Below are 24486 nucleotides of genomic sequence, written 5' to 3' on the forward strand. Positions count from 1 at the left end.
ATGGGCAAGGAAAAGTTCTCCCGCACCAAGCCGCACTGCAACATTGGCACGATCGGCCACGTCGATCACGGCAAGACGTCTCTGACGGCTGCGATCACGAAGGTTCTGGCCGAGACGGGCGGGGCGACGTTCACGGCCTACGACCAGATCGACAAGGCGCCTGAGGAGAAGGCGCGCGGGATCACGATCTCGACGGCGCACGTGGAGTACGAGACGCAGAACCGTCACTACGCGCACGTCGACTGCCCCGGCCACGCCGACTACGTGAAGAACATGATCACGGGCGCGGCGCAGATGGACGGCGCGATCCTGGTTGTGTCGGCGGCCGACGGCCCGATGCCGCAGACCCGCGAGCACATCCTGCTGGCCCGCCAGGTCGGCGTGCCGGCGCTGGTGGTGTTCCTCAACAAGGTCGACATGGTCGACGACGAGGAGCTGCTGGAGCTGGTCGAGCTCGAGGTGCGCGAGCTGCTGTCGAAGTACGACTTCCCCGGCGACGACATCCCGATCACCAAGGGCTCGGCGCTGATGGCGCTCGAGGACAAGGAGCCGAAGATCGGCAAGGAGGCGGTCCTGGCGCTGATGGCGACCGTGGACGCCTACATCCCGCAGCCGGAGCGTCCGATCGACATGCCGTTCCTGATGCCGATCGAGGACGTGTTCTCGATCTCGGGCCGCGGCACGGTGGTGACGGGTCGCGTCGAGCGCGGCATCGTGAAGGTGGGCGAGGAAGTCGAGATCGTCGGCATCCGGGCGACCACCAAGACGACGGTGACCGGCGTCGAGATGTTCCGCAAGCTGCTCGACCAGGGCCAGGCGGGCGACAACGTCGGCGTGCTGCTGCGCGGCACGAAGCGCGAGGACGTGGAGCGCGGCCAGGTGGTGTGCAAGCCGGGTTCGGTGAAGCCGCACTCGAAGTTCAAGGCCGAGGCGTACATCCTGACCAAGGAGGAGGGCGGGCGCCACACGCCGTTCTTCACCAACTACCGGCCGCAGTTCTACTTCCGGACCACGGACGTGACCGGGATCTGCACGCTCCCCGAGGGCACCGAGATGGTGATGCCGGGCGACAACGTGACCATGGACGTGGCGCTGATCGTGCCGGTGGCCATGGAGGAGAAGCTGCGCTTCGCCATCCGCGAGGGCGGCCGTACCGTCGGCGCCGGCGTCGTCGCCGCCATCAACGACTGAGCTCGAGCAAGCATCCTTAGCAGGGCGCGGCGGGGTGAGCGCCCCGCGTACCCCGCCGTCCCTCTCAAGGTTCCAGGATCATGAACGGTCAGAACATCCGCATTCGCCTCAAGGCGTTCGATCACCGCATCCTCGATGCGTCGACCAAGGAGATCGTCTCCACGGCCAAGCGTACGGGCGCGACCATCCGCGGCCCGATCCCGCTCCCGACGCACATCGCCAAGTTCACCGTGAACCGCTCGCCCCACATCGACAAGAAGTCGCGCGAGCAGTTCGAGATGCGCACGCACAAGCGGGTGCTCGATATCGTCGATCCGACGCCTCAGACCGTGGACGCGCTGATGAAGCTCGACCTCGCCGCCGGCGTGGACGTGGAGATCAAGCTCTGAGTCCGGTGAGGACTTAGAGCTTACCGTTTCATCGCGCGAGGGAGAGAACCTATGCGCTCAGGCGTCATCGCACAGAAGGTCGGCATGACCCGCGTCTTCACGGACGCGGGGGAGCATGTCCCCGTCACCGTGCTCAAGATCGATCAGTGCCAGGTGGTTGCCCACCGCACCGTCGAGAAGAACGGCTACGTCGCGCTGCAGGTCGGCGTCGGCAAGGCCAAGGTCAAGAACGTCTCGGCCGCCGAGCGGGGCCGCTTCGCGGTCGCCAAGGTCGAGCCGAAGAAGAAGCTCGCCGAGTTCCGCGTCACCGAGGACGCGCTGATCCCGGTCGGCGCCGAGATCACCGCGGACCACTTCATCCCCGGCCAGTTCGTGGATGTCACCGGCACCACGACCGGTAAGGGCTTCGCCGGCGGTATCAAGCGCTGGAACTTCGGCGGCCTGCGCGCCACCCACGGCGTGTCGATCTCGCACCGCTCGATCGGCTCGACCGGCGGCCGTCAGGACCCGGGCAAGACCTTCAAGAACAAGAAGATGCCGGGTCACCTCGGCGTCGAGCGGGTCACGACCCAGAACTTGCGCGTCGTGCGCACCGATCCCGAGCGCGGCCTGATCCTGGTCGAGGGCGCGGTGCCGGGCGTCGCCGGCGGCTGGATCCAGATCCGCGACGCGGTGAAGCGCAAGCTCCCCGCCGATGTTCCGCTGCCGGGCAAGTTCCGCGAGAACGGCGCCTCCGCTCCGGCGACCGAGGCCCCTGCGGCTGAGGAGACCGCGTGATGAAGCTCGATATTAAAACCCTCGACGGCGCCGGTGCCGGCTCGGTCGAGCTGAACGAAGAGATCTTCGGCCTGGAGCCGCGCGCCGACCTGCTGCAGCGCATGGTCCGCTGGCAGCTCGCCAAGCGCCGCGCCGGCACCCATGCCGTGCAGAACCGCTCGGACGTGAACCGGACCCGCAAGAAGCTCTACAAGCAGAAGGGCACGGGCAACGCCCGCCACGGCGCGGCCTCGGCGCCGCAGTTCCGCGGCGGCGGCCGAGCGTTCGGCCCGGTCGTGCGCGACCACAGCCACGACCTGCCCAAGAAGGTTCGCGCGCTGGCCCTGCGCCACGCCCTGTCGTCCAAGGCCAAGGCCTCGACCCTGATCGTCGTCGACGACATCAAGATCGAGGACCACAAGACCAAGGGTCTCATCGAGCGCTTCGGCAAGATGGGCCTCTCGAACGCGCTGATCATCGGCGGTGCCGAGGTCGACGTGAATTTCGGCCGGGCCGCCCGCGCCATCCCGCAGATCGACGTGCTGCCCGTGCAGGGCATCAACGTCTACGACATCCTGCGCCGCGACACGCTCGTCCTGACGAAGGCCGCCGTCGACGCGCTGGAGGAGCGTTTCAAATGAGTGCCGATCCGCGCCACTACGACATCGTCGTCTCCCCGGTCATCACCGAGAAGGCGACGAACCTGACCGAGCAGAACAAGGTCGTGTTCCGGGTCGCCCCCAAGGCGACCAAGCCTCAGATCAAGGAGGCCGTGGAGAAGCTGTTCGACGTCAAGGTCACGGCCGTGAACACCCTTGTCACCAAGGGAAAGAAGAAGATTTTCCGCGGCCTCCGCGGACAGCGCTCCGACGTGAAGAAGGCGATCGTGACCCTGGCCGAGGGCCACACGATCGACGTCACGACCGGGCTCTGAGGACGGGTTTTAGGGATCCAAGCCGATGGCCTTGAAGACATTCAAACCGGTCACGCCGAGCCTGCGCCAGCTCGTGCTCGTCGACCGCCGTGAGCTCTACAAGGGCAAGCCGGTGAAGGCGCTGACGGAGGGCAAGTCGTCCTCCGGCGGCCGGAACAACCTCGGCCGCATCACCGTCCGCTTCCGCGGCGGTGGCCACAAGCGCGTGCTGCGCAACGTCGACTTCAAGCGTCGCGACCAGCTGGGCGTCGCCGCCACCGTCGAGCGGATCGAGTACGATCCGAACCGCACCGCGTTCATCGCGCTGATCAACTTCCCGGACGGGAAGCAGAGCTACATCCTGGCCCCGCAGCGCCTGCAGCCGGGCGACAAGGTGGTGGCCGGCGAGAGCGTCGACATCAAGCCGGGCAATGCCGGTCCGGTCGGCTCGATGCCGGTGGGCACGATCGTCCACAATGTCGAGCTGAAGATCGGCAAGGGCGGCGCGATCGCCCGCTCGGCCGGCAACTACGCGCAGATCGTCGGCCGCGACCAGGGCTACGTGACGCTCCGCCTGAACTCCGGCGAGCAGCGCCTGGTCCACGGTCAGTGCTTCGCCAGCGTCGGCGCGGTCTCGAACCCGGACCACATGAACATCTCGCTCGGCAAGGCCGGGCGCAACCGTTGGCTCGGCAAGCGCCCGCACAACCGCGGCGTGGCGATGAACCCGGTCGACCATCCGCACGGCGGCGGCGAGGGTCGCACCTCGGGCGGCCGCAACCCGGTCACGCCCTGGGGCGTGCCCACCAAGGGGAAGAAGACCCGGTCCAACAAGCGGACCGACGTGTTCATCCTGTCCAGCCGCCACAACCGCAAGAAGTAATCGCTATGGCACGCTCTCTCTGGAAGGGGCCGTTCGTCGACGGCTACCTCTTCAAGAAGGCCGAGGCGGCGCGGGGCTCCTCGCGCTCCGAGGTCATCAAGATCTGGAGCCGCCGCTCCACGATCCTCCCGCAGTTCGTCGGGCTCACCTTCGGTGTGCACAACGGGCAGAAGCACATCCCGGTCTACGTCACCGAGGAGATGGTCGGGCACAAGTTCGGCGAGTTCTCGCCGACCCGCACCTTCCCGGGCCACGCGGCCGACAAGAAGGCGAAGAGGCGCTGAGATGGGCAAGCAAGCCACCCCCCGCGCGCTCCCCGAGAACGAGGCGAAGGCCGTCGCGCGCATGCTGCGCGTCAGCCCGCAGAAGCTCAACCTCGTGGCGCAGATGATCCGCGGCAAGAAGGTCGACACGGCGCTCGCCGAGTTGCAGTTCTCGCGCAAGCGGATCTCGACCGAGGTCAAGAAGTGCCTCGAGAGCGCCATCGCCAACGCCGAGAACAACCACGACCTGGACGTGGACGACCTCGTCGTCTCCCAGGCCTTCGTCGGCAAGGCGCTGGTTCTCAAGCGTTTCCACGCCCGCGCCCGCGGCCGCGGCGCGCGCATCCTGAAGCCCTTCTCGAACCTCACCATCGTGGTTCGCGAAGTCCGCCAGGCCGAAGCGGCCTGAGGAGGATCTGATGGGCCAGAAAGTCAACCCGATCGGTCTCCGGCTCGGCATCAACCGGACCTGGGATTCCCGCTGGTTCGCCAACAAGGGCGACTACGCGAAGCTCATGCACGAGGACGTCGCGATCCGCGCCGCCCTCATGAAGCAGCTCAAGCAGGCGGCGGTCTCCAAGATCGTCATCGAGCGCCCGCACCGGAAGTGCCGCGTCACCATCCACTCGGGTCGTCCGGGCGTGGTGATCGGCAAGAAGGGCGCGGACATCGAGAAGCTGCGCAAGCTCGTCGGCACCATGACCAAGGCCGACGTGACCATCAACATCGTCGAGGTGCGCAAGCCCGAGATCGACGCCACCCTGGTGGCCGACTCGATCGCCCAGCAGCTCGAGCGCCGCGTCGCCTTCCGTCGCGCCATGAAGCGGGCCGTTCAGTCGGCCATGCGTCTGGGCGCCGAGGGCATCCGGATCAACTGCTCGGGCCGCCTCGGCGGCGCCGAGATCGCCCGCCAGGAATGGTACCGCGAGGGCCGCGTCCCGCTGCACACGCTGCGCGCCGACGTCGACTACGGGACCGCCACGGCGTTCACGACCTACGGCACCTGCGGCATCAAGGTGTGGGTGTTCAAGGGCGAGATCCTCGAGCACGACCCGATGGCTCAGGACAAGAAGGCCCAGGAAGAGGGCGGCCGCTCCGGCGGACGCCGTGAGCGCGATGGCGAGGGCGGCCGCGAGCGCGGACGCCGCGAGCGCGAGCACGCGTAAGGTAGGAAGCCATGCTGCAACCGAAAAAGACCCGCTTCCGCAAGCAGTTCAAGGGCCGCATCCACGGTGCGGCCAAGGGCGGCTTCGAGCTGAACTTCGGCCAGTTCGGCCTGAAGGCGGTGGAGCCCGAGCGCGTCACCGCCCGCCAGATCGAGGCGGCCCGCCGCGCGATCACCCGCGAGATGAAGCGCCAGGGCCGCGTCTGGATCCGGGTGTTCCCGGACGTCCCGGTCTCGTCCAAGCCGACCGAGGTCCGCATGGGCTCCGGTAAGGGCGCCCCGGATTACTGGGCGGCCCGGGTCCATCCCGGCCGGATCATGTTCGAGGTCGACGGCGTTGCCGAGAACATCGCCAAGGAGGCGCTCCGCCTCGGCGCCGCGAAGCTCCCGATCCGCACGCGGGTCGTCCAGCGCATCGCCGACTGAACGGAGGATATCGTGAAGTCGACCCAGAGACTGTCTGATCTGAAGGCGCTGTCGCCGGATCAGCTGAATGACGAGCTGATCAACCTCAAGAAGGAGCAGTTCAACCTGCGCTTCCAGGGGGCCACCGGCCAGCTCGAGAACGTCGCCCGCGTCCGTGAGGTCCGCCGCGACATCGCCCGTGTCCGGACTCTGCAGCGCGCCAAGACGCTGCAGCAGGCCAAGGGCTGAGGCGGGTTTTAGGAGACAACCATGCCGAAGCGCATCCTGCAGGGCACCGTCGTCAGCGACAAGGGTGAGAAGACCATCGTGGTGAAGGTGGAGCGTCGCTTCACGCACCCGGTGATGAAGAAGACCGTGCGTCGCTCGAAGAACTATCACGCGCACGACGAGGGCAACGTCGCCAAGGTCGGGCAGACGGTGTTCATCGAGGAGTGCCGTCCGTTCTCGAAGACCAAGACCTGGAAGCTGGTCGAGGGCGACGCTGCCCAGGCCGAGGCCGGCGAAGCCGCCTGATCCCGCGATCCCGGCGGTTGCGGCTTCCCGCGATCGCCTGATCCCGGCCCGCGGCGTCGCGGGATGGTGCCCGCGAGGGTGTCCGTCCCGGGTTCGCCGGGTGACCGGAACGACGAACGCCCGGACGCAATTCGACTCGCGAGAGCCGGATTCGTGCCGGGCGTCGTCGTTTCCGGGAGCGCCTATGGGACGATTCGGCCGATCGGCCGCCGGGTGTTTCCCGGGCGTGTGAACGGCCAGCGTTCCGTCTCGAACTCGGTGTGCGCCGCGCAGCCGCACTTTCGCGTCCGCCCGGCGGACGAGCGGCGTCCCGGGCCTTGTCGACTGAGAACAAAACGGGTACATAGAAGCGGTGGCGACGCGCGTTGTGAACTGCGTCCAACCCCTTCATAAGGAGCCCGCCAGATGGCCCAGCCCGCATTGAAAGTGGTCGACATGCCCCCGGTGGACAAGGACAAGTCCAAGGCGATCGACGCCGCCCTGTCTCAGATCGAGCGCGCCTTCGGCAAGGGCTCGATCATGCGGCTCGGCAAGAGCGACAAGGTTCAGGAGGTCGAGACCGTCTCGACCGGCTCGCTCGGCCTCGACATCGCGCTCGGCGTCGGCGGCCTGCCGCGCGGCCGCGTGATCGAGATCTACGGTCCCGAATCGTCGGGCAAGACGACGCTGGCGCTCCACACCATCGCGGAGGCCCAGAAGAAGGGCGGCGTCTGCGCCTTCGTGGATGCCGAGCACGCCCTCGACCCGGTCTATGCCCGCAAGCTCGGCGTGAACCTCGACGACCTGCTCATCTCCCAGCCCGACACGGGCGAGCAGGCGCTCGAGATCACCGACACGCTGGTGCGCTCCGGCGCCATCGACGTGCTGGTGGTCGACTCGGTGGCCGCGCTGACCCCGCGGGCCGAGATCGAGGGCGAGATGGGCGAGAGCCAGCCCGGCCTCCAGGCCCGGCTGATGAGCCAGGCCCTGCGCAAGCTGACCGGCTCGATCTCGCGCTCGAACTGCATGGTCATCTTCATCAACCAGATCCGGATGAAGATCGGCGTCATGTACGGCAGCCCCGAGACGACTACGGGTGGCAACGCCCTCAAGTTCTACGCGTCGGTGCGCCTGGACATCCGCCGCATCTCGACCCTCAAGGACCGCGACGAGGCGATCGGCAACCAGGTCCGCGTCAAGGTGGTGAAGAACAAGGTCGCGCCGCCCTTCAAGCAGGTCGAGTTCGACATCATGTTCGGCGAGGGCGTGTCGAAGGTCGGCGAGCTGATCGACCTCGGCGTGAAGGCCGGCATCGTCGAGAAGTCCGGCGCCTGGTTCTCGTACAACAGCCAGCGCCTCGGCCAGGGCCGCGAGAACTCGAAGGGCTTCCTGCGCGACAACCCGAAGATCGCCGCCGAGATCGAGGGCTCGATCCGGCAGAATTCCGGTCTGGTCGCCGAGAAGATCCTGGAGAACGCCGCTCCGACGGCGGACGATCTCGACGAGGGCGAGGCCTGAGCCGCGCCGCCGCGCACCGGGATCGGCGCGCGGCGGACCTCGCGACCCGCGAAGATCGGCGGCCCCGGAGCCTCTCCGGGGCCGCTTCGCGTTCAGGGGCGGCGGGAGGACGCGCCGGCGCCGACCCTCAGTCGGCCATCGTCTTCTTCACGGTCTCGACGAGCTGCTTCAGGCTGAAGGGCTTCGGCAGGAAATTGAAGGTCTCGCCCTCGGGCAGGTTCTTGCGGAACGCGTCCTCGGCGTAGCCGGAGACGAAGATCACCTTCAGGTCGGGCTGATGCTTGCGCACCTCGCGCAGGAGGGTCGGGCCGTCCATCTCGGGCATGACCACGTCGGAGACGACGAGGTCGATGGTCTGGGCGCCCTCGCGCACGATCGCCAGGGCCTCGAGGCCCGAGGCCGCCTCCAGAACCGTGTAGCCGCGGGCCGAGAGCGCCCGGCTGTTGACCGCCCGCACCGGATCCTCGTCCTCGACGAGCAGGATGGTGCCCTGCCCCGTATGGTCGGCAGCGGGCTTGCGCGGCGCCGGCTTGTCGGCCTTGGCGGGCGGCGCCTCGCCCCGCGGCGCGACGCCGTCGCTGCCGGTGGCCGGCTTGGCGGTCGGATCGGCGCCCGGCTGCAGGACGGTCGGCGCGAGCGGCTCCGCGCGCGGCAGGGCGGGCTCGGCGGCCGCGACCGGCACCTCCTCGACCTCCGCCACGGGCACGTGGCGCGGCAGGTAGATGCGGAAGGCGGTGCCCTCCCCGACCTTCGACTGCACGTCGATGGTGCCGCCGGACTGCTTGACGATGCCGAACACCGTCGAGAGCCCGAGGCCGGTGCCCTTGCCGATCTCCTTGGTGGTGAAGAACGGCTCGAAGATCTTCTCCATCAGTTCGGGCGGGATGCCCTGACCGGTGTCGCGCACCTCGATCAGCACGTGGTCGCCCGCCGGCGCCCCGCCGCGCCCCTCCGCCCCCGCGGCCGCCCCCGGATCGGAGACGTTCTCGGTGCGGATCATCAGCTTGCCGCCCTCCGGCATGGCGTCGCGGGCGTTGACCGCGAGATTGACGATCACCTGCTCGAACTGGTTGACGTCGGCCTTCACCGGCCAGACCTCGCGGCCGTGCTTCAGCTCCAGGGCGACGCGCTCGCCGAGGAGCCGCTTGAGGAGGAGGGTCAGCTCCGAGAGCGCCTCCCCGACATTCATCACCTCCGGACGCAGGGTCTGCCGCCGGGAGAACGCCAGGAGCTGGCGGACGAGGCCCGCCGCCCGGTTGGCGTTCTGCTTGATCTGCATGATGTCCTGGAAGGCCGGGTCGGTCGGCCGGTGGCTCGCGAGCAGCAGGTCCGAGTAGCCGATGATCGCCTGCAGGACGTTGTTGAAGTCGTGCGCGATGCCGCCGGCGAGCTGGCCGACCGCGTTCATCTTCTGGGCCTGGGCGACCTGCTGCTCCAGCTGGCGCTGCGCCGTCGTGTCGAGGGCGTAGAGGATCACCCGCTCGGCCTCGTCGGTCTGCTGGCCGGGATCGCCGCCGTCGGCCGGGCTCAGCCAGACCCGGGCCGAGCGGCCGCCGGGCCCGTTCAGCTGGACCTCGATCGGCTCGGGATCGGTGCGCCCGCTCGCGGCGCGGGCGAGGCCGGCCTCCAGGGCGGTCCGGTCCGCCACCGAGTCGGCGACGTTGGGCTCGACCCGGGGCACGCCCTCGCCGTCCGGGGCGCCGTCGTCGGCCTGCCGCGGGACCGTTCCGAACAGCCGCGTGAACGAGGCGTTGGCGCGGGCGATCCGGCCGCTGCTGTCGAGCGTCGCGATGGCGATCGGCGAGTTGTTGAGGAAGCGGGCGAGGCGCACCTCGGCGGCGCGCTGCGGCTCGTCGGTCTCGGCCCCGGCGGAGCGGTTGATCACGAAGGTCCGCGACGAGCCGGGCTTGCCGTCCTTGCCGAAGGCGACCCGGTGGTAGAGCCGGACCGGCAGGGTGTGACCGTTGCGGCGGCGCAGGTCGAGGTCGAAGCGGTCGGTGCGGACCTCGCCGGGCAGGCCGGCGGTGCGCACCAGCACGTCCGCCTCCGGTGCGATCTCGGTGAGGTGCGGGCCGCCCGGTCCGACGCTGGCGAGGTCGTAGCCGAGCCAAGCCGCCAGGGTCGCGTTCATGTACACGATGGCGCCGGCCGGATCGATCGACAGGAAGCCCGCCGGGGCGTGGTCGAGGTAGTCGATGGCGTGCTGGAGTTCCTGGAAGACGTTCTCCTGCCGCTCGCGCTCGGCGGTGATGTCGGCGACCGTCCAGAGGGAGGCCGCCCGGCGCGGGCGCGCGAGGGGCCGCACCGAGACCCGGTACCAGCCGAAGCCGCGCTCGCCGGCCGTGGGTCCGAGGGGCGGCGACATCCGCACCTCCTCGGTGTGGGCCCGAGCGTCGCGCGAGGCCTGCGACAGGCGGTAGACGGCTTCGGAAACCTCCGGGGAGCCGACGAGGATGCGCTCCACCGGCACGAGGTTCGAGAAGGTGTCGCCGCTGGCGATCCGCAGGTAGGCCTCGTTGGCGTAGATCAGCCGGCCGCCGTCCTCCACCACCAGCTTGCCGTCCGGCGAGGCGTCGACGATGCCCTTGGTGATGTCGTCCCGGGCGGCGCTGCCGCTGAGCTGCAGCGCCCCGATGGCGAGGGCGAACAGGAAGAACACGCCCGCCATGGCCAGCAGGGCCAGGAGCCAGACGATCAGCGACTGGGCCTGCTCGTTGGCCACGAAGGACAGGCCGATAGCGGCGCCGACCAGCAGCCCGGCGAGCACGAGCAGCAGGCCGACCCGGCCCGGCTGTTCCGACCGGTCGATCGAGCCCGTTCCCAGCAGGGCTGACGCCTGTGCGACCGGGGGACCCGAATTCTGCGGGCCCGCGGCGGGCGCCGGAGGTCCAGTGACGTCGGCCATCGGCTTCATTCCAGAACAGTCACCCGGTTAGTCCGCCGGCCATATCAGGACATGCGCGGCGCGGCATCAGTCTCGTCGCGCCAAGCCTAGACACAGCCTCGCGAAAAAAGGTGGAGGAAGCGTGGCTTTCGCCGGCCCGGGCGTTCGGCAGAACGGCTCGGCAAACTGACTCGGCAAACTGACTCGGCGAATTGCCCCGGCGCGGGGTCGCGCGCGGCCTACGCCGCCCGTCTGCGCAGGCGCAGCACGAACCCGATGACCTCCGCCACGGCCCGGTAATGCTCGGCCGGGATCTCCCGGTCGATCTCCACGGTGGCGTGAAGCGCCCGGGCGAGCGGCGGGTTCTCGATGACCGCGACGCCGTGCTCGGCCGCCACCGCGCGGATCCGCAGGGCCAGCGCGTCGACGCCCTTGGCGACGCAGACCGGCGCGGCCATGCCGGTCTCGTAGCGGAGCGCCACCGCGTAGTGGGTCGGGTTCGTCACCACGACGGTGGCGGTGGGGACCGCGGCCATCATGCGCTTCTTCACCCGGGCCATCCGGAGCTGCTTCAGGCGGCCCTTGACCTCGGGATTGCCCTCCGACTCCTTCATCTCCTGCTTGAGTTCCTCCTTCGACATCCGGTGGCGCTTGCGCCAGCGGAACCGCGCGTAGAGCGCGTCGCCGAGGGTGATCGCGAGGTGCATGCACAGCATGCCGGCGAGCAGCTTCAGGCTGAGGGACAGGATCGCCGGCATGGAGGCGGCCGGGTCCAGGCGGGCGAACACCTCCAGCCGGTCGCGGTCGTTCCACAGCATCACCGCGCCGACCACGCCCACGGCGGCGATCTTCGCCAGCCCCTTGCCGAACTGGAACAGGGCCTCGACGCCGAGGAGCCGCTTCACGCCCGCCATCGGCGAGAGGCGCGAGAAATTCGGCATCAGCGTCTCGGCGGAGAACACCAGCGGGTGCTGCAGGAGCCCCGCGGCCAGCCCCGCCACGACGGCCAGTCCCACCGGCACCGCCACCGCCTGGAGCCACAGCCACAGGCCGCGCGTCATGGCCGCCTTCATGGCCGCGGCGTCGTCCGGCAGGGCGTGGGCGTTGGCGAGGTAGGCCTTGAGCCCGTGCAGGAGGTTCGTGGCGATGGTCGGGGCCGCGACCAGCAGCGCCAGGGTGAACGCGCCCAGCATCGCGAAGGTGTTGATCTCGGTGCTGGTCGCGACGTCGCCGCGCTCGATGGCCTGATCGAGCCGTCGCTGGGACGGCTCCTCGGTCTTGTCCTCGTCGTCGGTATCGTCGGCCATCTCGCGTCGCGCTCAGAGCGTGGACATCATCGGGTCACGGGCGGTCAGGCCGCTCAGCGGCCGACGTAATCCCCGAGATACCGGCCCAGATCGTCGAGGAAGACGCCCATCATGACGCCGAGGCATCCCATCAGCAGCAGCATGCCGATCAGCACCGAGGCCGGCACCGCCAGGAAGAACACCTGCATCTGGGGCATCAGCCGCGACAGCACGCCGAGCCCCAGGTTGAACAGGATCCCGAAGGCGATGAACGGGCCGGAGATCTGCACCGCCAGGGTGAAGCCCCGGGCGAGCGCCTTCGTGGCCAGCATCAGCGCGTCCGAGAAGGACGGCACGCCGTCGGGGGGCAGCACCTCGTAGCTGCGGGCCACGCCCTCGATGGCGAGATGGTGCAGGTCCGCGGCGAAGATCAGCGTGATCCCGAGCAGCGACAGGAAGTTGCCGATCGCCACCTGCTGGCCGCCCTGGCTGGGATCGACCGTCATGGCGTAGGACAGCCCGACCTGCGCCGAGATGATCACCCCGGCGGTCTGAAGGGCGGCGAGGATCATGCGCACTGTCAGGCCGAGCACGAGCCCGATGATCGTCTCGCCGAACAGGAGCCCGATCAGCCGCGGGCCGGCCACGCCCTCGGTGCCGCCGAGCAGCGGGCGCACGGTCGGGAACAGCACCAGGGCGGTGAGCAGCGCGAAGGCGAGGCGCAGCCGTGGCGACACCGTCTGCTCGCCGATCCCCGGCATCAGCATGATCAGCGTGCCGATGCGCGCGAAGGTGATCAGGTAGGCCGAGGCGATGCCGGGCAGGAGCAGGTTCATCGCGGCCCCTATGGCACGCGGGAGCCGCGCCTGTCCCGGCCGGCGCGCGCATCAGCCGCCGGCCGCGATGCGGGCGGCGATGCGGGTCATGTAGCCGGCCATGGCGTCGCCCATGAAGGGCAGCATCAGCAGGAGCGCGGCGAACACCGCCACGACCTTGGGCACGTAGATCAGCGTCTGCTCCTGGATCTGCGTCAGGGCCTGGACCAGGGAAACGGCGAGGCCGACCGCGAGGGCGACCAGCATCAGGGGCCCGGCCACCTTGAGGAACACGAAGATGCCGTCGCGGGCGATGTCGAGGATGGCGAGGCCGGTCATGGGGGTGCGATCTGTGCGGGGGGAGCGGGCGGCGAAACGGTCGGCCGGTCAGATCTGCATGCGCATGATCTCCTCGTAGGCGGAGATCATGCGGTCGCGCACCGCCACCATGGTCTGGAGGGCGGTCTCGCTCTCGGCGACCGCGGTGACCACGTCCACGACGTTGGCCTTGCCGGCGGCGGCCGAGACGGCCTGGGAATCCGCCCGCCGGCCGGCATCGCCGACGCTGTCCAGGGTCTGCCCGAGCATCTGCATGAAGTCGGTGCCGGTGCCGGTCGTCGGCTGCACCCGGGGGGCGGGCCGGCCGCCGGCGAGGCCCTGGACGGCCGCGTAGGCCCCCGCCGCGAAGTTGCTCGAAGCCATCGCCATGCGTCCTTGCTATGCGGTCCTGCCGCGGGCCTCGGGGCTCATTTCAGGATGCCGAGGGTCTGCGCCAGCATCTTGCGGGTGGCGCTGATCATGTTGAGGTTCGCCTCGTAGGAGCGCTGGGCCTCGCGCAGGTCCATGTTCTCGATCAGCGCGTTGACGTTGGGCATCTGCACCACGCCCTGGGCGTCGGCCGCGGGGTTGCCCGGCTCGTACTTGGTCCGGAAGGCCGACGGGTCGCGCTTGACGCGCCCCGCCTCGACCAGCCGGGCGCCGGTCTCGTCGTCGAGGTGGCTGGTGAAGGTCGGGATCTTGCGCCGGTAGGGCTGCGCCCCGGCCGAGGCCGGCGCGGAATCGGCGTTGGCGATGTTCTCGGCGATGATGCGCATCCGGCCCGACTGGGCCTTGAGGCCCGCGGCCGCCACCGCCAGCGACTTCGTGAATTCCATGGCTCAGGACCCTCCTGCCGCCGCGACGCCGCGGCCGTCAGCGCTCCACTTTCGGCTGGCGCGCCTAGCTCTTGCCGATCGCGATCTTCAGGGTGGTCAGGCTGTGCTGGTACAGCGAGGCGGCGAGCTGGTAGTCCGACTGGTTCTCGCCGGCCTTCATCATCTCATCCTCGAGGTTGACGCCGTTGCCGCTGGGGCGGATCTCGAAGCCCTTGGCGCGCTTGGAATCGGCCCCGACGCTCTGGCCGGGCGGGGCCATGTGGCCCGCGCTCGTGAGCGTCAGGCTGGACCCGGTGGTGGCCAGCGCGCCGGTGGCGCGGTCGAAGCGCGGCTCCACGAGGTCGCGGGGCTTGAAGCCCGGCATGTCGGCGTTGGCGACGTTCTCGGCGATCACGCCCTGGCGCGCCTGCGCCCATTGCATCCGCGTGCGCAGCATGCTCAGCACGGGCAGATCGGTGAGGGCCATGGTCGCCTCCGGGATGGCGTGGCCGCGCCGGGACGAGCGGGCTCGGCAAAATCTGCCGCCTGCATGGTTAACGGCACGTTAAGCCCGATCGCAGGGCCGGCCGGTGCCCGCGTCAGATCGCGCCCCCGGGGCGGGGAGCCCCGGTTCGGCCGGGCGGCCGCCGCGATCCCGACCTATTGTCTTGCACCCGCTCGATTAAAAGGTCTGTTAACGAACTCTTAACGTCGTTTGCCTTGAGGCCCGTCCGGCGTGGTATGGATCAAGTCCGTGCCGGCGCGCACCCGCGGCGGTCGGAACGTGCGAGTGCGTAATCTTGCGATGGCTGCAATCCGTGTTCGGCTCTGACGGCTCCCCCATCGTCCAGTATATCGTGATCTTCGCCGTCATCTTCACGGCGCTCGCGGCGATCGTGTTCACGGTGCGCCGGCTCACCGGCCGGAGCCTCGCCCTGCCGGGGCGGTCCGGAAGCCGGGGGCGCCAGCCGCGGCTCGGGATCGTCGACGTGTACGAGCTCGACCGGGCCCGGCAGCTGATCCTGCTGCGTCGGGACAATGTCGAGCACCTGCTCCTGGTGGGCGGCCCCAACGACGTGGTGGTCGAGCGCAACATCCAGCGCGGTCAGCGGCCCCTGCCGGAGGCGGCGATCCGGCCGGAGCTGGCGCCCGAGCCGCTGGACGAACCGCTCCCGGACCCGCTCGTCCAGGGCGGCCGCCTGCCCGAGCCGCCCCGCGGTCTCCCGGAATCCGGCGGGCGGCGCGCGGAGCCGCTGTTCGATCCGGGCTTCGCGATGCCGGTGGTGGTGCCGTCGCCGGTGCCGCGCTCGGCCTCCGCCCCGCCCGTGACGCTGCCCCTCGACCCCGGGTTGTTCGGCGGCGACGAGCCCGGTCAGGACGTCCCCGCGCCCCTGAGTGCCGCGCCGACCCCGCCGCCCGCGCCCCAGCCCCCGGCCCCGCCCGAGCCCGCGCCGCCGCCGGCGGTGGAACCGCCCGCGCCCCCGCCGCGCGAGGCGGTCGCGCCGCGGCGGATCCTGAGCCGGACGGCGCCGCCGCTGATCGAGCCGCGGCCCAACCCCGCCTCCGAGCGCAGGCCCGAGCCGGAGCCCGCCCGTCAGGCCCCGAGCCTCGCGGTGCCCTCCGAGCGCAAGTCGGTCGACCCGGTGGTCCTGTCCGACATGGCCCGGCAGCTCCAGGCCGCCCTGTCGCGCTCGTCCTCGGCCGTGACGCCGCCGCCGCAATCCCCGCCCGCCCCGCCGGTGCCCGAGGGGGTCGATCCGCTGGCGGCCGCGATGGCGAGCGTCCCGCTCGAGCCGGTGCCCGCCCCCGCCCCGCTGGACGAGCCGGTGGCCGCGCCGCTGCCTCCGCCCCCGGCCAGACCCGTGCCGCCGCCGGCGATGCCGAAGGCCGACCCCGTGCCGGCCCCGACGGCCCCGCCGCCGGCCCCGCCTGCTCCGCCGCCGCCAGCCGCGCCGCCGCCCGACGCGAAGGGATCCGGCAACCCGTTCTCGGTGGAGGAGATCGAGGCCGAGTTCGCCCGCCTGCTCGGTCGCCCGCTCGACAAGCGGAGCTGAGGAGACCGGTCGCCCGCCGCCGAGCGGGCGCGCGCCGGGGCCGCACCGATCGCGAGAACCGCGTTTAACCGATGGTTAACCGTCTTCCGGGACGCTCCGTCCCGGAGGATTTGGCAATGCTCGCGCTGGATGCTGGAACGGCTCATCGGAGCCGCGCTTACAGGGCCTTCAGGCTGGACCGGGCCGGTCGCGTCCGCGCGGCCGAGATCCTGTCGGCCGAGGACGACACGCAGGCGCGCCGCCGCGCCCGGGCGATGGTCGGGCGCGACGCGATCGAGCTGTGGGAGCGGACCCGCTTCCTCGGGCGCTTCGAGCCCGCCGGCACGGCAGGTCAGGCGCGCCCCGCCCGCTGAGGCCGGCGCGCGGACCGTCCCGTCAGCGGCCGGCGGTCTCGGGCATGGCCAGCACGGCGAGGAAGCTGAGGATCGCGGCCCCCGCCAGGTAGAACCCGACGAAGCCGATGCCGCCGTAGGCCGCGAGCTGCTGGGCGATGTAGGGCGCGCCCGAGGCCCCCAGGATGCCCGCGAGATTGTAGGTGACCGAGGCGCCCGTGTAGCGCACCCGCGTCGGGAACAGCTCGGGCAGGACGGCGCCCATCGGCCCGAACACCCAGCCCATCGTCAGGAGGCTGAGGCAGAGGAAGCCCAGGACCGGCGGCCAGGTGCCGGTGCCGGCGGCGTGGCCCAGCATCGGCCCCATCAGGAAGCCCAGCAGGAACGTCACGGCCATGCCGGAGAGCAGCACCGGCCGGCGGCCGAAGCGGTCGGCCGCGGCTCCCGATACGACGGTGCCGAGCGCCATGAAGCAGACCGCGATGCACTCGAACAGCAGGAAGGTCGGCCGGCTGTAGCCGAGGGTGCCGGTGCCGTAGCCCAGGGCGAAGACGGTGGAGAGGTAGAACACCGCGTAGACCGCCACCATCGCGAACGTGCCGACCAGGACGGCGTGGCCGTGCTGGGTCAGCATGGTGGCGAAGGGCACGCGCTCCGGCCGCGCCTGGCTGAGCGCCGCCTTGAAGGCCGGCGTCTCGGTGAGCTTCAGGCGCACGTAGAGCCCGACGCCGACGAGCGCCGCCGAGGCCAGGAACGGCAGGCGCCAGCCCCAGGCCTGGAAGCTCTCCGGGGTCAGGCCGAAGCTGAGGGCGAGGAAGCCGAGATTGGCCAGGACGAAGCCGACCGGCGCCCCGAGCTGCGGGAAGATGCCGTACCACGCGCGCCGGCCCGGCGGCGCGTTCTCGACCGCCAGCAGGGCCGCGCCGCCCCACTCGCCTCCGAACCCGATCCCCTGCCCGCAGCGCAGGAGGCACAGCGCCGCCGGCGCCCACCAGCCGACCGACGCGTAGGTCGGCAGGCAGCCGATCAGCACCGTGGAGATGCCCATGATCAGCAGGGACGCCACCAGGGTCGCCTTGCGGCCGACCCGGTCGCCGAAATGCCCGAACAGGGCCGCGCCGACGGGTCGCGCGATGAACGCGATGGCGAAGGTCGCGAAGGCGCTGAGCTGCTGCACGCCGGGCGCGCCGGCGGGGAAGAAGACCGGGCCGATCACCAGGGCGGTGGCGGTGGCGTAGATGTAGAAGTCGAAGAACTCGATCGCCGTCCCGACGAAGCTCGCCGCGAGGATCCGGCGGGCGCTCGGGGTCGCGCTCGGGGCGGCCTGCGAGGGGTGTGCGGTCCTGCCCGCGCTGTCGATGGTCTGCAACATGATCGGAACGGGGAGGCGGGATCCGGGTCGGTTGCGGCGCTTTCGCACGGGCCGCCCCGTGCCGATACCCCGCTTCGGACATGGGCCTCCGACCTGGACGCGGAGGTCGCTGTGCGGTGCACCGACGGCGGCCTTGCGTTCCCCTGTCCCCTTCGCCAAGCTGAACGGCCATATTCCGCGACGGTCGCCGGCCGCGGCGCCGTCCCTAGCACTTGAGTATTGCGATGAGAGTCACTGTCGAGCGCGCGGCCCTGCTCAGGTCGCTCGGCCACGTGCACCGGGTCGTCGAGCGCCGCAACACGATCCCGATCCTGTCGAACGTCCTCCTGCGCGCGGAGGGATCGGGGCTCCAGCTGCGGGCGACGGATCTCGACATCGAGGTGACCGAGAGCGTGCCGGCCGACGTGGCCGACGCGGGCGCCACCACGGTGCCGGCGCACGTGATCTACGACATCGTGCGCAAGCTCCCCGAGGGCGCGCAGGTCTCCCTGGAGACCGGCGGCGAGTCCGGCCAGATGACGATCCGGTCCGGCCGCTCGCGCTTCGCCCTGGGCGCCCTGCCGGAGGGCGACTTCCCGGACCTCGCCGCCGGCGAGATGCCGCACGGGTTCGAGATCGCCGCCGCCGACCTGAAGCGGCTGATCGAGAAGACGCAGTTCGCGATCTCCACCGAGGAGACCCGGTACTATCTCAACGGCATCTACCTGCACACGCTGGAGACCGAGAACGGGCCGGCGATGCGGGCGGTGGCCACGGACGGCCACCGGCTCGCCCGCGTCGAGATCCCCGCCCCGCAGGGCAGCGTCGGCATGCCGGGCGTGATCGTGCCCCGCAAGGCGGTCGCCGAGATCCAGAAGCTCCTCGACGACGGCGGCGAGACCGTCGCGGTCGACCTGTCGCCCGCCAAGATCCGCCTGCGCTTCGCCGGCGGCCTGACGCTGATCTCCAAGCTGATCGACGGCACCTTCCCGGATTACCAGCGGGTGATCCCGGCCAACAACGACAAGCGGCTGACCGTCGAGCGCGACGCCTTCGCGAAGGCGGTGGACCGGGTCTCGACGATCTCGTCGGAGCGCGGGCGCGCGGTGAAGCTCGGGCTGGCCGAGGGGCGCCTCGCGCTCTCGGTGAACAACCCGGATTCGGGCAGTGCCACCGAGGAGCTCGACGTCGACTACGAGGCGGCCGGCCTCGATATCGGCTTCAACGCCCGCTACCTCCTCGACATCACCGCGCAGCTCGAGGGCGACACCGCCCTGTTCAAGCTCGCGGATCCCGGCTCGCCGACCCTGATCCAGGACCGCGAGGGCGCGCCGGCGCTGTACGTGCTGATGCCGATGCGGGTGTGAGGCGGCCGCGCGGATCCCTGCCCCGTCCTCATCCTCGGGGACCGGGGGCGTAGCGGAGGCCTCGCATGAGGCCTCCACGTGGTGATGTGGTTTCTGGAGCCCTCCTGCGGGGCCCGCTGAGGCGGGCTTTCAGGATGCGGTGGTTGGATGGGATGTCAGACAGCAAAGGACGGTTGAGCGCGGCGCGTCTCGGCCCCTCGGTTGACCCCTCGGTCCACCGATGAGCGACGTCTCCGATCCGCGGGGCGAGCCCGACGGGTCCTCTCTGCGCGTCACCCGACTGATCGCCCGCGACTTCCGCAACCACGCGGACCTCGAACTGACGCCCCGGGCCCGCTTCGTCGCGCTGGTCGGGGAGAACGGCGCGGGCAAGACCAACCTGCTCGAGGCGCTGTCGCTGTTCGTGCCGGGCCGCGGCCTCCGCCGGGCGGAGTTCGCCGCCATGGCGCGCAGCGGCGGCCCGGGGGGCTTCGCGGTCTCGCTCACCCTCGACCGCGAGGGCGCCGAGCACCGCCTCGGAACCGGGCTGGAGCCACCGGGACCCGACGGGCGGGCGAGCCGGCTCTGCCGGATCGACGGCGCCACCGCCGCCTCGCCGGTGGCGTTCAGCGAGTTCCTGCGGGTCGTCTGGCTGACCCCCGACCTCGACGGGCTGTTCCGCGGCGCGGCCGGCGACCGGCGGCGGTTCCTCGACCGGCTCGTGCTGGCGGTCGACGCCGCCCACGGCGCCCGGGTCTCCGCGATGGAGCGGGCCCTGCGCTCGCGCAACCGCCTCCTGGAGGAGCGGCCCGACGACGACCGCTGGCTCGACGCCGTGGAGCGGGAGGTCGCCGAGCTTGGCGTCGCCGTGGCGCTTGCCCGGCGCGAGACCGCCGAGCGCCTCGACCGGCTGATCGCCGAGACCCGGGACGACGCGCAGCCCTTTCCCTGGGCCGCCATCCGCCTGGAGGGCGACCTCGACGATCTCGTGGCGGTCTGGCCCGCCATCGAGGCCGAGGACCGCTACCGCATGGCGCTCCGCCACGGCCGAAACCGGGACCGGGCCGCCGGGCGCACCCTGATCGGCCCGCAGAGCAGCGACCTCGTGGTCCGCCACGGCCCCAAGGACGTGCCCGCCGGCACGGCGTCCACGGGTGAGCAGAAGGCGCTGCTGATCGGGCTCGTCCTCGCCCACGCGCGGCTGGTTCGCGCCATGAGCGGCATCGCCCCCCTGATCCTCCTCGACGAGGTGGCGGCCCACCTCGATCCCCGCCGCCGGGCCGGCCTGTTCGAGGCCCTGGAGGCGCTCCCCGGGCAGGTCTGGATGACGGGCGCCGACCCCGGCGCCTTCGCGCAGGCCGGCACCCGGACGGAGGTCCTGCGGATCGGCGCCTGACCTCAGGCGGCCCGAACGGTCGCGAGGAAGCGGGACACCTCGGTGCCGAGCTGCTCCGACTGGCGCGATAGCGCGCTGGCTGCGCCGAGCACCTGCGTGGCGGCGGCACCGGTCGACTCGGAGGCCTGGGCCACGCCCACGATGTTGCTCGTCACCTGATCCGTTCCGGTGGCCGCCTGGGCGACGTTGCGGACGATCTCCTGGGTCGCAGCCCCCTGCTGCTCCACCGCTGCCGCGATGGTGGTGGCCACACCGTTGATCTCCCGGATCCGACCGGCGATCGCGTCGATGGCGGAGACCGCCTGGCCGGTCACGCCCTGGATCTGGGCGATCTGCTGGCTGATCTCCTCGGTGGCGCGCGCGGTCTGCCCCGCCAGCTCCTTGACCTCGGTGGCCACCACCGCGAAGCCGCGGCCCGCCTCGCCGGCGCGCGCCGCCTCGATGGTGGCGTTCAGCGCCAGGAGGTTGGTCTGAGCGGCGATGTTGGAGATCAGCCCGATCACCTCGCCGATGCGGGCGGCCGCCTGGGTCAGCGCCTGGACCAGGTGGTGGGTCTCGTCGGCCTCGCCGACCGCCGTCTGGGCGAGGTTGGCCGAGCCGAGCACCTGCCGGCCGATCTCCTGCACGGAGGAGCCCAGCTCCTCGGCGGCGGCCGCGACCGTCTGGACGTTGGCGGAGGCCTGCTCGGCGGCGGCCGCCACGGTGGTGGACTGGCTGGCGGTCTCGGTGGCGCTCGACGTCATGGCCTGGGCGGTCGTCTGCAGCTCCGTCGCCGAGGAGGACACCATCCCGACGATGCTTCCGACGGCGCGCTCGAAGCCGTCGGCGAGCTCGATCATGGTGCGTTTCCGCTCGGCGGCCGCGGCCGCGTCGGCCAGGCGCTTGACCTCGGCCTCCTCGGCGGCCTTGCGGGCGACCATGGCCTTGATGCCCTCGACCGCCTTGCCGACGGCGCCGATCTCGTCCCGGCGCGCGGCTTCCTTGATCTGGGCGTCGATCTCGCCCTGCGCCATGCGCTGCAGGACCTTGACCAAGCGGTCGAGCGGGCGCGCGATCCCGATCGTCGCGATGAAGGTCGCCGCGATCAGGCCCGCCAGCATCCCGAGGCCGCTCACGACCAGCAGGGTCCGACGGGTCGCGTCGGTCTGTTCGGTCAGGTCGTCCGAACCCTTCTCCATGTAGAGCCTGATGTCTTCGGCCAGGGCGTTGCCGTCGGCGAGGAGGCTCGAGAAGATCGGGTCGATCGCCGAGTGCACGAGCGCGATCGCCTGGTCGTTCTGGTTGGCGATGCCCAGCCGGCGCACCTCGCTCACGTCACGGAGATAGCGTTCGATGCGGGCGCTCTGCTCGTCGATCTTCGCCACGAAGGCCGGTGCGTGCGCGCGAAGGACGGGAAGCAGCGCGTTCACCTGCGGGACGGCCGCTTCGAAGCTCCTGTTGGCCGCCTGCATCTGTCCCGCCTCGGTCTCCGCGATGATCCGGTAGACCCAGTAGTTGAGTTCGATGACCAGGCGATTGAGCCGGCGCGCCTCTCCGACGGCGGCCGCCTCGTTATTGATGAAGCGGCTGTATCCGTCGTCGATCGTGGTCATTCGTGACTGGGCGTACCAGACGCAGCCGCCGACGATCGCACCGATTAAAGCGATGACGCCCAACAGCTTGGGCAGCACATTGATATTGGATAGGCGTAGCACGGCGTTCATGTCCCAGATCAGGAAAGCTGACTCGCGTAGATTCGTTGATGCATGACCCTGATCAACACGTGTAAAGAAGATGCTAATCGACTTGTTGTGTCAAGCGACGTGTGCAATGTACATTTTTTCGCGGCCGAATGTGTTATTGATTTCACCGTTAAAGCAATGATCTTGCTCGAATACCGACATTAGAACCCTTAAAACATTGACGATTGCACGCCAACTCAGGATATTTGTCATCGAAAATACCGGCGCCATTGGCGCGGTTGCCCTCCTCGGATATGCACCGGCACGATTGCGGGTGCAGGGGGTGGGCTGCGGGGGGGCTGCGAGGCCCGTGGTCGCGGCCCACCTTTCCGGCGGATGCGTCGGGCTCCACATAGAAGGCCCTGCACGCCGCCCGCGTGCCCACGGAATCCCGAGCGCATGTCCAAGCCCGTCCACGCCATGATCCGCGTCCTCGAGGAGGAGCGCGCGCGCGACTACTACGCCCGGGCCTTCGGCCTCGAGGTCTCCGACCGGTTCGACTTCCCGGACTTCACCCTCGTCTACATGCGGGACCCGGCCTCGCCGTTCGAGCTGGAGCTCACGGTGAACAAGGGCCGCGACAAGCCCTACGATCTCGGCGACGGCTACGGGCACATCGCCTTCGTGGTCGACGACGTGGAGGCCGAGCACGCCCGGCACCGGAGCGAGGGCTTCACCGCCACCGACGTCAAGACCCTCAAGCACGGGGACGACGTGCTCGCGCGGTTCTTCTTCGCCACCGACCCGGACGGTTACAAGATCGAGGTCATCCAGCGCGGCGGCCGCTTCGCGTGACCGATCCGACGCGCGCCCTCCATCCCGATACATCGCCGCGAGCCATGCCCGACACGACCCGCATCGTCTGCATCCGCCACGGGCAGTCGACCTTCAACGCCGCGCACAAGCTCGGGCGCGGCGATCCCGGCCTGCCCGACGCGCGCCTGACCGAGCTCGGCCAAGCCCAGGCCCGGGCCGCGCGGGAGCGCCTCCGGGCGATCCCCTTCGATCTCGTGGTGGTCTCGCCCCTGACCCGCGCCATCGAGACCGCCGCGATCCTGTTCGGCGAGCATCCGAGCCGGCCGCACGTGCTCGTCGAGGTGCTGCACCGCGAGTGCCAGGAGAGCAGCTGCGACGTCGGCCGGGCCGCCTCGGAGATCGCCGCGGAGTTCCCGCACCTCGATGTCGGGCACCTGCCCGAGGTCTGGTGGCACGCGGAGCCGGGCTGCGAGGTCGGCGGCTACCCGGTGGAGCCGCGCCCCCTGTTCGACGCCCGGGTCGCGGCGTTCCGCGACTGGCTGCGGGCCCGGCCGGAGACCACCATCGCGGTGGTCGGCCACGGCACGTTCTTCTACCACCTGACCGGCACGTTCCTGGAGAATTGCGGGTCGATCGAGCTGGATCTCGACGCCGCGCCCGCGGCGGCCTGATCAGGCCGGCACCCCGGCGCGCGCCGCGTCCAAGCGCTGACGGGCGCCGGCGAGGGCGATCTCGGGCGCCTGCCGGCCGATGGCGAGGACGTCCGCGAGGATCGCGCAGGCCTCGCCCCAGGTCCCGGCCACGAAGGGCGCCGCGCCCTCGGCCACCTCCGCGGCGCAGCGCGCGTCCTCGCCCGCCCGTTGCGCGGCCGTCGCGGTGCGGGACGCCGCGGCGGTGAGGGCGCCCTCGCGCCAGCGCCGCGCCTGGGCGGCCGCCTGCGCGCGGGCGCCGGCCCGCCACGCGGCCGCGTTCGCCGCCGCCAGGGCCGCGGGCCAGTCCGGCGCGCCCGCGCAGGCTTCCGCGTCCGCCGCCAGGCCGGCGACGGCGCAGAGCGGCGCCAGGATGCGGCGGACGCTCTCCAGCGCCAGCCGCCGGGTGCGGGCGGCCTCGATCTCCGGGGTGTCGGCGCTGCCCGACAGGCGCAGGACGAAGGCCATCAGCTGGGGCCGCGCCTCGTCCGGCATGGCGTCGTTGAGCCCGAGGGCGTAGGCCGCGGCCGGCCGCGAGAAGCAGGGCGGGCAGTCGGCGCTGGAGCGTATCGCCCGGTAGGGCAGCCCCGCGGCCACGATCGCCGCCTCGTTGATGCAGGTCCCGCCGTCGGGGCCGGGGAAGGGATGCGATCCGGCGAGCAGACGCCAGTTCAGGATCGTCGCGAAGTCGGGATGCATCGGCGCGCTCTCCGTCTCGGTCGCGCAG

29 protein-coding genes are annotated in these 24486 nt (G+C 70.8%); 19 read left to right on the forward strand and 10 right to left on the reverse strand.

What is annotated here, in order from left to right; translation table 11 throughout:
- From tuf to recA, 13 genes are all read left to right on the forward strand, one after another.
- Positions 1 to 1191: an elongation factor Tu gene (tuf, locus tag ACTJK8_RS15320; RefSeq protein WP_012319185.1), complete on the forward strand. Its 1191-nt coding sequence runs from the start codon at positions 1 to 3 to the stop codon at positions 1189 to 1191.
- Positions 1192 to 1271: 80 nt separating this feature from the next.
- Positions 1272 to 1580, forward strand: coding sequence for a 30S ribosomal protein S10 (rpsJ, locus tag ACTJK8_RS15325; protein ID WP_007569268.1), 309 nt, complete (start codon positions 1272 to 1274; stop codon positions 1578 to 1580).
- 51 nt (positions 1581 to 1631) lie between these two features.
- Positions 1632 to 2357: a 50S ribosomal protein L3 gene (rplC, locus tag ACTJK8_RS15330; protein ID WP_012319186.1), complete on the forward strand. Its 726-nt coding sequence runs from the start codon at positions 1632 to 1634 to the stop codon at positions 2355 to 2357.
- Positions 2357 to 2977: a 50S ribosomal protein L4 gene (gene rplD / locus ACTJK8_RS15335; protein ID WP_012319187.1), complete on the forward strand. Its 621-nt coding sequence runs from the start codon at positions 2357 to 2359 to the stop codon at positions 2975 to 2977. Before rplC ends, rplD begins: the two co-directional genes overlap by 1 nt.
- Entirely contained in the window at positions 2974 to 3270 is a 297-nt protein-coding gene (locus ACTJK8_RS15340) for a 50S ribosomal protein L23 (protein WP_012319188.1), read from the forward strand. Before rplD ends, ACTJK8_RS15340 begins: the two co-directional genes overlap by 4 nt.
- Positions 3271 to 3295: 25 nt before the next feature.
- Entirely contained in the window at positions 3296 to 4132 is an 837-nt protein-coding gene (gene rplB, locus ACTJK8_RS15345; RefSeq protein WP_012319189.1) for a 50S ribosomal protein L2, read from the forward strand.
- A gap of 5 nt (positions 4133 to 4137) precedes the next feature.
- Positions 4138 to 4416 carry a 30S ribosomal protein S19 gene (gene rpsS, locus ACTJK8_RS15350; protein ID WP_012319190.1) on the forward strand — a complete coding sequence of 93 codons (279 nt, stop codon included), beginning with the start codon at positions 4138 to 4140 and terminating at the stop codon, positions 4414 to 4416.
- 1 nt (position 4417) lies between these two features.
- Positions 4418 to 4804 (forward strand): 50S ribosomal protein L22, encoded by a 387-nt coding sequence (gene rplV, locus ACTJK8_RS15355; RefSeq protein WP_012319191.1) that lies wholly within the window; start codon positions 4418 to 4420, stop codon positions 4802 to 4804.
- Between the two features lie 10 nt (positions 4805 to 4814).
- Positions 4815 to 5561, forward strand: coding sequence for a 30S ribosomal protein S3 (gene rpsC / locus ACTJK8_RS15360; RefSeq protein WP_012319192.1), 747 nt, complete (start codon positions 4815 to 4817; stop codon positions 5559 to 5561).
- Positions 5562 to 5572: 11 nt separating this feature from the next.
- Positions 5573 to 5986: a 50S ribosomal protein L16 gene (gene rplP / locus ACTJK8_RS15365; RefSeq protein ID WP_012319193.1), complete on the forward strand. Its 414-nt coding sequence runs from the start codon at positions 5573 to 5575 to the stop codon at positions 5984 to 5986.
- A 12-nt stretch (positions 5987 to 5998) separates the two neighbouring features.
- Entirely contained in the window at positions 5999 to 6214 is a 216-nt protein-coding gene (gene rpmC / locus ACTJK8_RS15370; protein WP_012319194.1) for a 50S ribosomal protein L29, read from the forward strand.
- A gap of 21 nt (positions 6215 to 6235) precedes the next feature.
- Positions 6236 to 6499, forward strand: a complete 264-nt coding sequence (rpsQ, locus tag ACTJK8_RS15375; RefSeq protein ID WP_012319195.1) for a 30S ribosomal protein S17 — start codon at positions 6236 to 6238, stop codon at positions 6497 to 6499.
- A gap of 435 nt (positions 6500 to 6934) precedes the next feature.
- A complete protein-coding gene (recA, locus tag ACTJK8_RS15380) occupies positions 6935 to 7996 on the forward strand; it encodes a recombinase RecA (RefSeq protein ID WP_373866322.1) in 1062 nt (353 codons plus the stop codon).
- Between the two features lie 127 nt (positions 7997 to 8123).
- Here recA and cckA read toward each other — a convergent pair whose 3' ends face one another.
- The 7 genes from cckA to flgB form a co-directional block, all read right to left on the reverse strand.
- Complete coding sequence (cckA, locus tag ACTJK8_RS15385; protein WP_440762128.1) at positions 8124 to 10901, reverse strand: cell cycle histidine kinase CckA; 2778 nt, start codon at positions 10899 to 10901, stop codon at positions 8124 to 8126.
- A 218-nt stretch (positions 10902 to 11119) separates the two neighbouring features.
- Complete coding sequence (gene flhB, locus ACTJK8_RS15390) at positions 11120 to 12187, reverse strand: flagellar biosynthesis protein FlhB (protein ID WP_070999481.1); 1068 nt, start codon at positions 12185 to 12187, stop codon at positions 11120 to 11122.
- Between the two features lie 53 nt (positions 12188 to 12240).
- Entirely contained in the window at positions 12241 to 13002 is a 762-nt protein-coding gene (fliR, locus tag ACTJK8_RS15395; protein ID WP_012319199.1) for a flagellar biosynthetic protein FliR, read from the reverse strand.
- A 51-nt stretch (positions 13003 to 13053) separates the two neighbouring features.
- Positions 13054 to 13320, reverse strand: coding sequence for a flagellar biosynthesis protein FliQ (fliQ, locus tag ACTJK8_RS15400; protein WP_012319200.1), 267 nt, complete (start codon positions 13318 to 13320; stop codon positions 13054 to 13056).
- A 48-nt stretch (positions 13321 to 13368) separates the two neighbouring features.
- Positions 13369 to 13683: a flagellar hook-basal body complex protein FliE gene (gene fliE / locus ACTJK8_RS15405; RefSeq protein WP_012319201.1), complete on the reverse strand. Its 315-nt coding sequence runs from the start codon at positions 13681 to 13683 to the stop codon at positions 13369 to 13371.
- 44 nt (positions 13684 to 13727) lie between these two features.
- Entirely contained in the window at positions 13728 to 14135 is a 408-nt protein-coding gene (gene flgC, locus ACTJK8_RS15410) for a flagellar basal body rod protein FlgC (RefSeq protein ID WP_012319202.1), read from the reverse strand.
- Between the two features lie 64 nt (positions 14136 to 14199).
- A complete protein-coding gene (gene flgB, locus ACTJK8_RS15415) occupies positions 14200 to 14601 on the reverse strand; it encodes a flagellar basal body rod protein FlgB (protein ID WP_012319203.1) in 402 nt (133 codons plus the stop codon).
- A 331-nt stretch (positions 14602 to 14932) separates the two neighbouring features.
- Here flgB and ACTJK8_RS15420 point away from each other — a divergent pair, with 331 nt between their 5' ends.
- Together ACTJK8_RS15420 and ACTJK8_RS15425 are read left to right on the forward strand one after the other, a co-directional pair.
- Positions 14933 to 16168: a hypothetical protein gene (locus ACTJK8_RS15420; protein WP_440762129.1), complete on the forward strand. Its 1236-nt coding sequence runs from the start codon at positions 14933 to 14935 to the stop codon at positions 16166 to 16168.
- A 116-nt stretch (positions 16169 to 16284) separates the two neighbouring features.
- A complete protein-coding gene (locus tag ACTJK8_RS15425; protein WP_012319205.1) occupies positions 16285 to 16521 on the forward strand; it encodes a hypothetical protein in 237 nt (78 codons plus the stop codon).
- A gap of 22 nt (positions 16522 to 16543) precedes the next feature.
- On the opposite strand, the gene ACTJK8_RS15430 is transcribed toward ACTJK8_RS15425, so the two are convergent.
- Positions 16544 to 17872 carry an MFS transporter gene (locus tag ACTJK8_RS15430; RefSeq protein WP_070999483.1) on the reverse strand — a complete coding sequence of 443 codons (1329 nt, stop codon included), beginning with the start codon at positions 17870 to 17872 and terminating at the stop codon, positions 16544 to 16546.
- A 224-nt stretch (positions 17873 to 18096) separates the two neighbouring features.
- Between ACTJK8_RS15430 and dnaN the strand changes: the two genes are divergently transcribed.
- Positions 18097 to 19218 carry a DNA polymerase III subunit beta gene (gene dnaN, locus ACTJK8_RS15435; protein ID WP_043073704.1) on the forward strand — a complete coding sequence of 374 codons (1122 nt, stop codon included), beginning with the start codon at positions 18097 to 18099 and terminating at the stop codon, positions 19216 to 19218.
- A gap of 220 nt (positions 19219 to 19438) precedes the next feature.
- On the forward strand, positions 19439 to 20593 hold the full coding sequence (gene recF, locus ACTJK8_RS15440) for a DNA replication/repair protein RecF (protein WP_440762130.1): 1155 nt from the start codon (positions 19439 to 19441) through the stop codon (positions 20591 to 20593).
- A 2-nt stretch (positions 20594 to 20595) separates the two neighbouring features.
- Here the strand turns inward: recF and ACTJK8_RS15445 are convergent, their stop codons facing one another.
- Positions 20596 to 22296 carry a methyl-accepting chemotaxis protein gene (locus ACTJK8_RS15445; protein WP_440762131.1) on the reverse strand — a complete coding sequence of 567 codons (1701 nt, stop codon included), beginning with the start codon at positions 22294 to 22296 and terminating at the stop codon, positions 20596 to 20598.
- A 417-nt stretch (positions 22297 to 22713) separates the two neighbouring features.
- Between ACTJK8_RS15445 and ACTJK8_RS15450 the strand changes: the two genes are divergently transcribed.
- Both ACTJK8_RS15450 and ACTJK8_RS15455 read left to right on the forward strand, forming a co-directional pair.
- Positions 22714 to 23109 (forward strand): VOC family protein, encoded by a 396-nt coding sequence (locus ACTJK8_RS15450; protein WP_440762132.1) that lies wholly within the window; start codon positions 22714 to 22716, stop codon positions 23107 to 23109.
- A 44-nt stretch (positions 23110 to 23153) separates the two neighbouring features.
- On the forward strand, positions 23154 to 23741 hold the full coding sequence (locus tag ACTJK8_RS15455; protein WP_012319211.1) for a histidine phosphatase family protein: 588 nt from the start codon (positions 23154 to 23156) through the stop codon (positions 23739 to 23741).
- On the opposite strand, the gene ACTJK8_RS15460 is transcribed toward ACTJK8_RS15455, so the two are convergent.
- Positions 23742 to 24458 (reverse strand): hypothetical protein, encoded by a 717-nt coding sequence (locus ACTJK8_RS15460; RefSeq protein ID WP_024830085.1) that lies wholly within the window; start codon positions 24456 to 24458, stop codon positions 23742 to 23744.
- Between the last annotated feature and the right edge of the window lie 28 nt (positions 24459 to 24486).

Origin of the sequence: Methylobacterium sp. 22177 (assembly GCF_052045615.1) — a bacterium.
GTDB classification, from domain to species: Bacteria; Pseudomonadota; Alphaproteobacteria; order Rhizobiales; family Beijerinckiaceae; genus Methylobacterium; species Methylobacterium radiotolerans.

Coding starts and splice junctions, on each gene's coding strand:
- tuf (WP_012319185.1), top strand. CDS start 1: ATGGGCAAGGAAAAGTTCTCCCGCACCAAGCCGCACTGCAACATTGGC.
- rpsJ (WP_007569268.1), top strand. CDS start 1,272: ATGAACGGTCAGAACATCCGCATTCGCCTCAAGGCGTTCGATCACCGC.
- rplC (WP_012319186.1), top strand. CDS start 1,632: ATGCGCTCAGGCGTCATCGCACAGAAGGTCGGCATGACCCGCGTCTTC.
- rplD (WP_012319187.1), top strand. CDS start 2,357: ATGAAGCTCGATATTAAAACCCTCGACGGCGCCGGTGCCGGCTCGGTC.
- ACTJK8_RS15340 (WP_012319188.1), top strand. CDS start 2,974: ATGAGTGCCGATCCGCGCCACTACGACATCGTCGTCTCCCCGGTCATC.
- rplB (WP_012319189.1), top strand. CDS start 3,296: ATGGCCTTGAAGACATTCAAACCGGTCACGCCGAGCCTGCGCCAGCTC.
- rpsS (WP_012319190.1), top strand. CDS start 4,138: ATGGCACGCTCTCTCTGGAAGGGGCCGTTCGTCGACGGCTACCTCTTC.
- rplV (WP_012319191.1), top strand. CDS start 4,418: ATGGGCAAGCAAGCCACCCCCCGCGCGCTCCCCGAGAACGAGGCGAAG.
- rpsC (WP_012319192.1), top strand. CDS start 4,815: ATGGGCCAGAAAGTCAACCCGATCGGTCTCCGGCTCGGCATCAACCGG.
- rplP (WP_012319193.1), top strand. CDS start 5,573: ATGCTGCAACCGAAAAAGACCCGCTTCCGCAAGCAGTTCAAGGGCCGC.
- rpsQ (WP_012319195.1), top strand. CDS start 6,236: ATGCCGAAGCGCATCCTGCAGGGCACCGTCGTCAGCGACAAGGGTGAG.
- recA (WP_373866322.1), top strand. CDS start 6,935: ATGCCCCCGGTGGACAAGGACAAGTCCAAGGCGATCGACGCCGCCCTG.
- cckA (WP_440762128.1), bottom strand. CDS start 10,901: ATGGCCGACGTCACTGGACCTCCGGCGCCCGCCGCGGGCCCGCAGAAT.
- flhB (WP_070999481.1), bottom strand. CDS start 12,187: ATGGCCGACGATACCGACGACGAGGACAAGACCGAGGAGCCGTCCCAG.
- fliR (WP_012319199.1), bottom strand. CDS start 13,002: ATGAACCTGCTCCTGCCCGGCATCGCCTCGGCCTACCTGATCACCTTC.
- fliQ (WP_012319200.1), bottom strand. CDS start 13,320: ATGACCGGCCTCGCCATCCTCGACATCGCCCGCGACGGCATCTTCGTG.
- fliE (WP_012319201.1), bottom strand. CDS start 13,683: ATGGCTTCGAGCAACTTCGCGGCGGGGGCCTACGCGGCCGTCCAGGGC.
- flgC (WP_012319202.1), bottom strand. CDS start 14,135: ATGGAATTCACGAAGTCGCTGGCGGTGGCGGCCGCGGGCCTCAAGGCC.
- flgB (WP_012319203.1), bottom strand. CDS start 14,601: ATGGCCCTCACCGATCTGCCCGTGCTGAGCATGCTGCGCACGCGGATG.
- ACTJK8_RS15425 (WP_012319205.1), top strand. CDS start 16,285: ATGCTCGCGCTGGATGCTGGAACGGCTCATCGGAGCCGCGCTTACAGG.
- ACTJK8_RS15430 (WP_070999483.1), bottom strand. CDS start 17,872: ATGTTGCAGACCATCGACAGCGCGGGCAGGACCGCACACCCCTCGCAG.
- dnaN (WP_043073704.1), top strand. CDS start 18,097: ATGAGAGTCACTGTCGAGCGCGCGGCCCTGCTCAGGTCGCTCGGCCAC.
- recF (WP_440762130.1), top strand. CDS start 19,439: ATGAGCGACGTCTCCGATCCGCGGGGCGAGCCCGACGGGTCCTCTCTG.
- ACTJK8_RS15445 (WP_440762131.1), bottom strand. CDS start 22,296: ATGAACGCCGTGCTACGCCTATCCAATATCAATGTGCTGCCCAAGCTG.
- ACTJK8_RS15450 (WP_440762132.1), top strand. CDS start 22,714: ATGTCCAAGCCCGTCCACGCCATGATCCGCGTCCTCGAGGAGGAGCGC.
- ACTJK8_RS15455 (WP_012319211.1), top strand. CDS start 23,154: ATGCCCGACACGACCCGCATCGTCTGCATCCGCCACGGGCAGTCGACC.
- ACTJK8_RS15460 (WP_024830085.1), bottom strand. CDS start 24,458: ATGCATCCCGACTTCGCGACGATCCTGAACTGGCGTCTGCTCGCCGGA.